8 protein-coding genes are annotated in these 8,709 nt (G+C 65.3%); 7 read left to right on the forward strand and 1 reads right to left on the reverse strand.

What is annotated here, in order from left to right:
• The coding region (gene topA / locus NTW26_07520) for a type I DNA topoisomerase (GenBank protein MCX7022102.1) at positions 1 to 2,320 on the forward strand (2,320 nt) is incomplete at its 5' end.
• A gap of 470 nt (positions 2,321 to 2,790) precedes the next feature.
• Here the strand turns inward: topA and NTW26_07525 are convergent.
• Positions 2,791 to 3,777 carry a glycosyltransferase gene (locus NTW26_07525; GenBank protein ID MCX7022103.1) on the reverse strand — a complete coding sequence of 329 codons (987 nt, stop codon included), beginning with the start codon at positions 3,775 to 3,777 and terminating at the stop codon, positions 2,791 to 2,793.
• Here NTW26_07525 and NTW26_07530 point away from each other — a divergent pair.
• From NTW26_07530 to NTW26_07555, 6 genes are all read left to right on the forward strand, one after another.
• Entirely contained in the window at positions 3,776 to 4,801 is a 1,026-nt protein-coding gene (locus NTW26_07530) for an ABC transporter ATP-binding protein (GenBank protein ID MCX7022104.1), read from the forward strand. The genes NTW26_07525 and NTW26_07530 overlap by 2 nt on opposite strands.
• A gap of 11 nt (positions 4,802 to 4,812) precedes the next feature.
• Positions 4,813 to 5,631: a hypothetical protein gene (locus NTW26_07535; protein MCX7022105.1), complete on the forward strand. Its 819-nt coding sequence runs from the start codon at positions 4,813 to 4,815 to the stop codon at positions 5,629 to 5,631.
• Position 5,632: 1 nt separating this feature from the next.
• Positions 5,633 to 6,874 carry an ABC transporter permease gene (locus NTW26_07540; protein MCX7022106.1) on the forward strand — a complete coding sequence of 414 codons (1,242 nt, stop codon included), beginning with the start codon at positions 5,633 to 5,635 and terminating at the stop codon, positions 6,872 to 6,874.
• Positions 6,875 to 6,893: 19 nt separating this feature from the next.
• Positions 6,894 to 7,217: a hypothetical protein gene (locus NTW26_07545; protein ID MCX7022107.1), complete on the forward strand. Its 324-nt coding sequence runs from the start codon at positions 6,894 to 6,896 to the stop codon at positions 7,215 to 7,217.
• A gap of 45 nt (positions 7,218 to 7,262) precedes the next feature.
• Complete coding sequence (locus NTW26_07550) at positions 7,263 to 7,664, forward strand: holo-ACP synthase (protein ID MCX7022108.1); 402 nt, start codon at positions 7,263 to 7,265, stop codon at positions 7,662 to 7,664.
• 697 nt (positions 7,665 to 8,361) lie between these two features.
• Positions 8,362 to 8,709: lipid-A-disaccharide synthase (locus NTW26_07555; protein MCX7022109.1), on the forward strand; the 348-nt coding region annotated here is incomplete at its 3' end.

The raw sequence follows: 8,709 nt of genomic DNA on the forward strand, positions 1-8,709 counted from the left end.
GCCTAAGAGCGCACCCCGCAGCCGCACCGCCGGAAAGCCCCTGGTCATCGTCGAGAGCTATACCAAGGTTAAGACGGTGAAGAAATTCCTGGGGGAAGGCTATGATGTGGCCCATAGTAGTGGCCACGTCCGCGACCTGCCGAAGAGCAAGCTCTGCGTGGACGTGGAGCACGGTTTCGAGCCCACCTACGAGGTCATCCCGGACAAGAAGAATATCGTCGAGGAGCTCCGCCGGGCCGCGAAGAAAGCGGGGACCGTCTATCTCGCCTGCGACCCCGACCGCGAGGGGGAGGCCATCTGCTGGCACCTGGCCTCCCTCATTGACGGCCGGGGGCCGATCCACCGCATCAGCTTCAACGAGATTACCCGGTCGGCGGTGACGCGCGCCCTGGAAAACCCGGGGGAGATAGACCAGAACCTGGTGGACGCCCAGCAGGCCCGGCGGATCCTGGACCGCCTGGTGGGGTACAAGGTGTCGCCGATTCTGTGGAAGACCGTCCGGAGCGGCCTCTCGGCGGGGCGGGTCCAGTCGGTGGCGCTCCGCCTCGTCGTCGAACGGGAGGAGGAGCGAGAGGCCTTCGTCCCGGTGGAGTTCTGGACCGTCGTCGCGGGCCTGGCGACCCCCGCCGGGGAGCCCCTCGAGGCCGATTTAGTTAAATTGGAAGGGAAGACGGCCGAGCTCGGCGACTGGCCCGGAGTCCGGGAGCTTCTCTACGAGGTCCGGGAGGGCCCCTGGACCGTCCGCTCCTACACGAAGCGCGAGTATCGGCGCCCGCCCCCGCCGCCCTACATCACCAGCACCCTCCAGCAGGACGCCTCCACGCGCCTGGGCTTCGACCCCAAGCGGACGATGCTCGTGGCCCAGCAGCTCTACGAGGGGGTCGAGCTGGGCGGGCTGGGCCAGGTCGGCCTGATTACGTACATGCGCACCGACTCGGTCCGCGTGTCCGACGAGGGGCTCGGCCTGGCGCGGAAGTGGATAGGGATAAACCACCCGCAGTGGCTCCCCGAGTTGCCACAGGTATACGCGAGAGGCAAGGGCGCCCAGGACGCCCACGAGGCCGTCCGCCCCACCGACCCCTTCCTCGAGCCCGGAGATTTCGAACAACACCTTTCCCAGGAGCAGCGGCGGCTGTACGATTTGATCTGGCGGCGCTTCCTGGCCGGCCAGATGACACCGGCGGTCTACGACAAGGAGGACGCCCGGATAGAGTCTGGCCGGGCCGAGTTCTCCGCCAAGGGCTCGCGCCTGCGCGACCCCGGCTTCCTCGCCCTCTACCCGGACCAGGGCGAGGCGAAGGACGTCGTCCTGCCCGCGCTCGCCGAGGGCGACGTGCTGGAACCCGCCTGGCTCGACGGACGGCAGCGGTTCACCCAGCCGCCGCCGCGCTACAAGCCGGCCTCCCTGGTCAAGGAGCTGGAGAAGCGGGGCATCGGCCGGCCCTCCACCTACGCCGCCATCACCTCCACCCTCCAGCAGCGGGACTACGTCGAGCGAGACGAGAACCGCTCCTTCTTCCCCACGGAGCTGGGACGACTGGTCACCAAGCTCCTGGTGGCCGGTTTCCCCCGGGTGCTGAAGGTGGAGTTCACCGCGGAGCTGGAGGAGGAGCTGGACGGGATAGCCCGGGGGGAGAAGAAGTGGCGCGAGGTTCTGGCCGCTTTTTACGCGACCTTCGCCCTGGAGCTCGAGCGGGCGGAAGAGGAGCTCCCGAAACATCGGGGCGAAAACACCGTCCTGAAAGAGCCGGTCTGCCCGAAGTGCGGCGGGGGGCTGACCATCCGTTTCGGGCGGGCGGGGGCCTTCGTCGGCTGCTCGCAGTACCCCGAGTGCGACTTCACCTCGAACTTCCGCCGCGACGCGGGCGGCCGCGTGGTGCTGGCGGACCGGGCGGAGGAGGCCGCCGCAACCGGGGAGGTCTGCGAGTTGTGCGGCAAGCCGATGGCGCTCAAGCGGAGCCGTTTCGGGCCGTTCCTGGGCTGCACCGGTTACCCCGACTGCAAGAACAAACGCCGTCTGGGTGGTGGGGAGCAGGCGCCGAGGCCCCCGGCGGAAAAAACGGAGATACCCTGCCCCGAGTGCGGTGAGCCCCTGGTGGTCCGCCACGGGCGGAAGGGCGAGTTCCTCGGCTGCTCCCGCTACCCCAAGTGCCGGGGGACGCTGAACTTCGAGCGCGACGACGACGGCAACGTGGTCCCGTCGGCCCCGAAGGAGAAGAAAGCCCCGAAGGAGAAAAAAGTCTCGAAGGAGAAGACGGTCCCGAAGGAGAAGACGGTCCCGAAGGAGAAAAAGGCCCCGGTCAAGCGCCGGAAGAAATAGCCCCTTTCCCCCTCCCCCTTGGGGTTAGGGCTACCAGCGGTCCCCTCCCCCCGTTGGGGGGAGGCTTGCCTACGGGCTAGGGAGGGGGGTGCAGCGGTCTCCCTCTCCCTGTGTGAGCGGCGCGCCGACGGGTCGGGGTGAGGGCTACCTTGTAAATAAACGGGCCGCCCTAAAGGTCGGCCCCTACGTCATCGCAACCGAGGGCGAGGGGTGAAGCGGTCCCCTCCCCCCTCTGGGGGGAGGGCTAGGGTGAGGGGTAAAAGCGGCGGGGATTTGCCGGGGGCATAGCTCGCTTCGCTCGGTTAAAATCCCCGCCCTACAGTTTCGCGGCAGACGGGGTGAGGTCTGCCGCGCGTCCCCTCTCCCTTTTCGGGAGAGGCGCGCCTACGGGCTAGGGTGAGGGGCGGATCGGCGGGGACTAAAGTCCCCGCCCTACATTTGGCAAAACCGGAGTTCGGGTCGCCGCGTCCTCACGCGGTGAAGAAAAAATTCCCCCCCTCCACCAGCCCCAGGCGCCCGATCTCCCCCCGCATCCGCTCCCGCGCCCCGGCCTGCCCCACCGCCCCCAGATGAACGAACCGGGAAAACTCCGTGGCCCGCTCGACCGGAATAACCGGCGCGCCGAAAATTTTTTCCCCGATCCTCCCCGGGTGCACCTCCACGATCGCCTCCGGCCTCCAGCCCAACTTTTCCAACCCGCGCGCGAGCGCCTTGCCCACCGGCCCGCAGCCCCAGAGGACGTACCCCCCGCGCGGCTCGACGGCGTATTTCTCCAGGTAGCGGCACTTCAATTCCAGGAACGCCGCCGGGCGGTAACGCGGGTCGGTGCGCGTCAGACGGTCCGGCCGGTCGCTCCAGACGTGCAGCACCTCCGGCACCTTGGCCAAGTGCAAACCGTGGTCAAAAAGCAGGCGTAACCAGAGGTCGTAATCCTCGGGTCCGTCGTAGTCGCGCCAACCGCCGACTTGTTCAAGAACTTCCCTCCGGAGCGTCATCGTCGGGTGGACCAGCGGGCTCTCGACGAAAATTTCCCGGCGGATGTCCCCGGGCGTCGTCAGGGAGTTGCTCCAATCCAGGTATCGCCGCGCCCCGGCGGTCATCCCGCCCTCCGGCTCGACCCGGACCAGGCAGCCGACGCCCGCCAGCTCGGCCCGCGCCTTTAAATAATCCACCTGCCTCTGTAGCCGCCCGGGGAGCATGGCGTCGTCGGCGTCCATGCGCGCCACGAATTTTCCCCGGCACTCGGCCAGCCCCCGGTTGAGCGCGGCGACCAGCCCCCGGTGCGGCCCGCGGATGACCTTGATTCTCGAATCCCGCCGGGCCGGCTTCCCCAAAAACTCCCCGCTCCCGTCCGTGGAGCCGTCGTCCACGCAGACCAGCTCAAGCTCGACGCCCCGCTGGTCGAGGCACGAGGCGACCGCCCGCGCCAGGGGGCCCCTAGCCTCGTAAACCGGCATGAGGACGGAAACCGCTGGACACGCGGACGGCGAAATATTATCCTCGGATGCGATGGTCAACGACGCCGATTCTACCAGAGTACGACCGCCCGCGGTGGAGTTGCGCGGGGCGGTGAAGCGCTACGGCGGGCTGGCCGCCGTGGACGGGGGGGACCGCGCCGTCCGCCCCGGCGCGCTCTTCGGTCTCCTGGGCCCGACCGGCGCCGGGAAGACCACCGCCCTCAATTTAATCGCCGGCTACATCGCCCCGGACTTTGGGGAGGTGCGGTTGGCCGGCCTGCCGCCCACGCGGCCCGAGGCGCGGCGCAACCTGGGCCTGGCACCCCAGGAGATAGCCCTCTACGAGGGGCTCACCGCCCGCGAAAATCTCGCCTTCTTCGGCTCCCTCTACGGCCTCACCCGGAGGGAGCTCGCGCAACGGGTGGACTGGGCCCTCGGGGTGGCGGGGCTCACGGACCGCTCGCGTGAGCCGGTGAAGCGCTTCTCCGGGGGGATGTCCCGGCGGCTCAACCTCGTCTGCGCCCTCGTCCACCGCCCCCGGATACTCCTCGCCGACGAGCCCACCGCCGGCGTGGACCCCCAGTCGCGGGCCCACATCTTCGACACCATCCGCTCCCTCGCCGCCGACGGGACCACCGTCATCTACACCACCCACTACATGGAGGAGGCCTCGGCGCTCTGCGAGCGCATCGCCATCCTGGACCACGGACGGCTGCTGGCGCTGGGCACCGAGGCGGAATTGCTGAAGCTCTCCGGGGAGCGGACGCGGATAGACTTCGAGCTCACGGGCGGTGAGGTTTCCGGGGAGCTCGAATCGGCGCTGCGGGGGCTGGCGGGCGTGGTCGAGCTCTCCTCCGGCGACGGGCGGCTGACGCTTTTCACCGACCCCGCGGCGCAGGTTTTGGCGTCGGCGGTTGTCCTTCTGAACGGCGCGGGCTTAAGCGTGGGCGGGGTGGACATCGTCCGGGCCGACCTGGAGACGGTTTTCCTGTCCCTCACCGGTCGCGCCCTGCGCGACGAGTAGGAGGAATAAAGATGTATAGTATTGGGTTTGATGTAGCTCTAAGGCAGATAGACATTGCTTTAATAAATTGGACAACAAACAATGTAACTTTTTCTATGATAAATATAAATACGGCTATAAATAACATACACCGAATTGTCGCCAATGCTAATGGAATTGTTAATAATATTGCGCAACAGACTCAAATTATACCACAACAAATACAACAGAGTTTAATTCAATTTATTAGCCAAGTGAGAATTAATAAAAGCTGCCGTATTTTTATAGGTATCGATTGCCCTTCTGGGTTATCCAGAAGATTAAATTGGCATGGAAGAGCTACTGAATTATTCTTGAATCATGTTTTACAGAGACCCCATAGAATTAATCCGCAATGGACACCATCTATAGCAGTTCAAAGAATACATATAAGTCCTTGGCAATGGATATTTAATGGTATGGCATTATACTATTTATTTGCTAATAATTATCAATATGACCCACAATCCTGGCAAAATTATTTACAGAATGGTTTTGTATCCAACAATGTTATTGAGGTATTTCCAAGAGCAACCATCAACTTTGTTAGGCAAAATAATGCAATGCAAAATTTTAGCAGAGTTTTAAATACCTTAAACAATGTAAGTAATGTGGTAAATATTATCAACAACTCACTGGGTACAGGTAATCCAACAAGAAATCACAGAGCTGATGCTTTAATTGCAGCATTAACAACCCTTGGATTCTTTCACCCTCTATTTTCTTTATTTTTTGTTAGAGGAAATTTTATAAATTATCAACCTAATCCACCTAATTGGCAAGCTGAAGGTATAATTACACTTCTTAGGTAAAATGAAACGACTCTGGGCCATATTCAAGAAGGACTGGCGCGCGTTCCTGCGCGACCCCAAGGCCGTCCTCCTCTCCTCCCTCCTGCCCATCGGGATGATGCTGGTGGTCGGCTTCGCCTTCTCCGGGGGCGGGGATTGGGTCATCGAGCTGGCCGTGGTGGACTCCGACGGCGGCGAGGCCGCCAAGACCCTCTTGGCCACCATCACCGACACCGGGGTGTGCGAGCTGGTCCCCCTGCCGGACGAGGCCGCGGCGCGGACGGCCCTCAGTGACAACGACTACGCCGCGGCGCTTTTAATCCCCGCCGGTTTCACCGATGCGGTGGAGAAAAACCTCGACGCCGGGCTCACCCTTTTAACAAACCCCCGGCGCGACGTGGAACTCCGGGTGCTCGAGAACCTGGTCCAGGGCGCCTCCATCGCCCCGGCGGGGAAGAACGTCGCCCTGCGCATGGCCGACCGCTTCCTCGACGAGACGGCGTTCGTCTCCCCCCAGGCGCGGGAGGACGTGCGCGGCGAGATCCGCTCCTACATCACCGAGGAGGAGGGGTCGGGGGGGTCGCTGGACTGGCAGGACTTCACCGAGTCCGGGTCGCCGGTGCGGGTGACGACCGAGGAGGTGCGGGCCACGGCGGCGGAGTGGGACGCCATCCTGCAGTACGTGCCGGGTTACGCGGTGATGTTCGCGCTGTTCGGGGCCGCGTCGGCGGCGGCGGGCGTACTGGCCGAGCGCGAGAAGGGCCTCGCCCGGCGCATCCTCACCTCGCCGCTCTCGCTCAAGGGCTACCTCTTGGGGAAGTCCGGCTTCCTGGTGACGCTGCCCGTGGCGCAGATGGGCCTTCTGTTCGGCTTCGGGGCGGTGGCCTTCGGGGCGGTCTACCCCGGCTCGACGGTGGCCCTTCTGCTGGTGAGCTTGTGCGTGGTCATCGCTTCGGTGGGGCTGGCGCTGGCCCTGTTGGCCTTCTGCCGCACCGCCAAGCAGATAGACCAGCTCGGCCTCTTGGTGATTCTGGTGATGAGCGCCCTGGGCGGAAGCTGGTGGCCGCTCTTCATCACGCCGGAGTGGATGCAGTCCCTGGCGCACGTCACGATAAACGCCTGGGCCATGGACGCCTACGCGGAGCTCTTCACCTTCGGCGGCGGCCTGGGCGACGTCCTGGTCCCCTGCCTGGTGCTCCTGGGGTACGGGGTGGTCGGATTCTTGTTGGCGCTGTGGCGCTACCGGCCCCAGGAAGTCCGGTGAACTTCAAGGGAGGTAAAAGATGCGTTTGCTGCCGCTGTTCGTGATACTGGCGTTGGCGCTCCTGGCGCTCGCCGGGTGCAACGCGGACAAGGAAGAGCCGGCCGCCGAGGCCGGGGTGACCACCGAGCCGGGTCCGTCGGAGACCACCGCCGCCGGCGACGCGCAGATGCCCGACGTCTACGCCGGGCACTTCGTCTACGTCACCGAGCACGGAGGCAGTTACCACGCGCCGTACTGCCCGCACGTGCGCGGCAAAGAGAACCTGCGCCGGTTGAGCCGGGAGGACGCCGTCGGCGAGGGTCTCGAGCCCTGCAAGGACTGCAACCCCGGCCCGCCGCGCTAGGAAGTGCTATAATACGCGCGTCGGCCGTCGCGGGGGGATGAACCTTTGAGCGACATCCTGGGGCTGGGCATAGACGTGGTCTCGCTGGCGCGCTTCAGCAAGCTCTTCCGCTCGGGGCGCGAGGAGCGGCTGCGGCGCCACGTGTTCAGCGAGCGGGAGTGGCCGCGGGACTTGGGGGCCGAGATTTCGCCGGGCCTGTTGGCCAGGCTCTCCGCCCGCTTCGCCGTCAAGGAAGCGGCGATGAAGGCCTTGGGCTGCGGCTGGGGGCAGGGTTCCTTCTTCCACGAGTTCGAGGTGGTGCCCGAGCCCGGCGGCGGGGTCAGCCTCGAGCTCCACGGAAACGCCCGGAATCTGGCCCGGGAGCGGGGGATCAACCGCTGGTTCATCTCCATCGCCCACGAGCGCTACTACTCCGTGGCCACGGCCCTGGCCCTACGGGACGGGTGATGCGGCATGCCGCCGAAGGTCGTTTTGGGGCGACCCTGGGGCGAGTCCCTTGCGGGTCTCCGTTTTTTATACCCTCTACCCGGTTGCAATGACGTAGGGCGGGGATTCCTATCCCCGCCGTTTTCACGTTCCCTACCTCTACCCTCACCCCGACCCGTCGGCGCGCCGCTCCCTAAAAGGGAGAGGGGGCCGCTACACCCCCCTCCCTGACCCTCCCCCCAGAGGGGGGAGGTGGTTTATAGAAGCCCTCACCCTTAATCCCTCTCCCACAGGGAGAGGGAGACCGCGGGTCTCCGTTTTTTTACCCTTTACCCGTGGTTGCGATGACGTAGGGGCGGGTCTCCAGACCCGCCCGCCCCCCTCCCTAACCCGTAAGCGCGCTTCCCCCCAGAGGGGGGAGGGGATTTGTTTAAAGGTAGCCCTCACCCTCATCCCCGTCGGCGAGCCGCTCCCACGGGGAGAGGGGGGCCGCCTCGCCCCTCACCCCGGCCCGTCGGCGCGCTGTTTAGGTCGGGCCGCGGGCGACCGCAGAGGGTCGCCCCTACGGTGGGATTCGCGTGGGATGACGTAGGGCGGGGATTCCTATCCCCGCCGCTTTCACGCCTCAACCCTCACCCTAACCCGTAGGCGAGCCTCTCCCTGGAAGGGAGAGGGGGTTTCGTTTGACCCCCGGCGGACGCCGCGCTATCATCTCGCCATGACCCGTCCGTACCAGCTCCTCATCTCCGCCGGGGAGGCCTCGGGCGACCTGCACGCCGCGGGGCTTCTACGCGCATTGCGGGTGAAATTCCCCGACCTGGCGGCCCGGGGCCTTGGCGGGCCGTTACTCAAGGAGGCCGGGGTTGACCTCGACCTCGTCTACGGCGACCTGGCGCTCATCGGCATCGCCGAGGCCTTCTCGAAACTGGGTCAGGTCCGGCGGGCGCTGGATACCCTGGACCGGGCGCTCGAGGGTTGCGACGCGGCGGTCTTTGTGGACTTCGCCGGGTTCAATAAATTACTCGCGCGGCGGGCCCGGCGCCGCGGGGTTCCCGTCGTCTACTAC

This window comes from bacterium (assembly GCA_026398675.1).
In the GTDB taxonomy this organism is placed as follows: domain Bacteria; phylum RBG-13-66-14; class RBG-13-66-14; order RBG-13-66-14; family RBG-13-66-14; genus RBG-13-66-14.